Here is a 312-nt window from a genome sequence, read left to right on the forward strand (position 1 = left end):
CGATTAAAGGGCGCGGAAGTAAAGCTTACTGAAATCGAAGTATACGACACTCAACCTGTCTCAAACAAAATTGATCGTAACTTTGACGGAGTGCTGTTTTTTAGTCCCAGTGCCGTCAAAAGCTATTGTAGTGAGAATGACCTTGCCGAGAGTGTTGCCTTTTGTATTGGTAAAACTACGGCTGCAGAGGCTAGAAATTACACTTCAAATATAATTATCGCCTCGACACCTTCCATTGAGAATGTGATCGTCCAGGTGGTGAAGTATTTTAAATTATAGGATAAACCATTCAAATATGATAAAAAACGATCT

1 protein-coding gene is annotated in these 312 nt (G+C 39.1%); it reads left to right on the forward strand.

The window, feature by feature from the left end; translation table 11 throughout:
• The coding region (locus HC175_RS22425; RefSeq protein WP_209310216.1) for a uroporphyrinogen-III synthase at positions 1-279 on the forward strand (279 nt) is incomplete at its 5' end.
• Positions 280-312 lie beyond the last annotated feature (33 nt).

This window comes from Salinimicrobium oceani, from assembly GCF_012037645.1.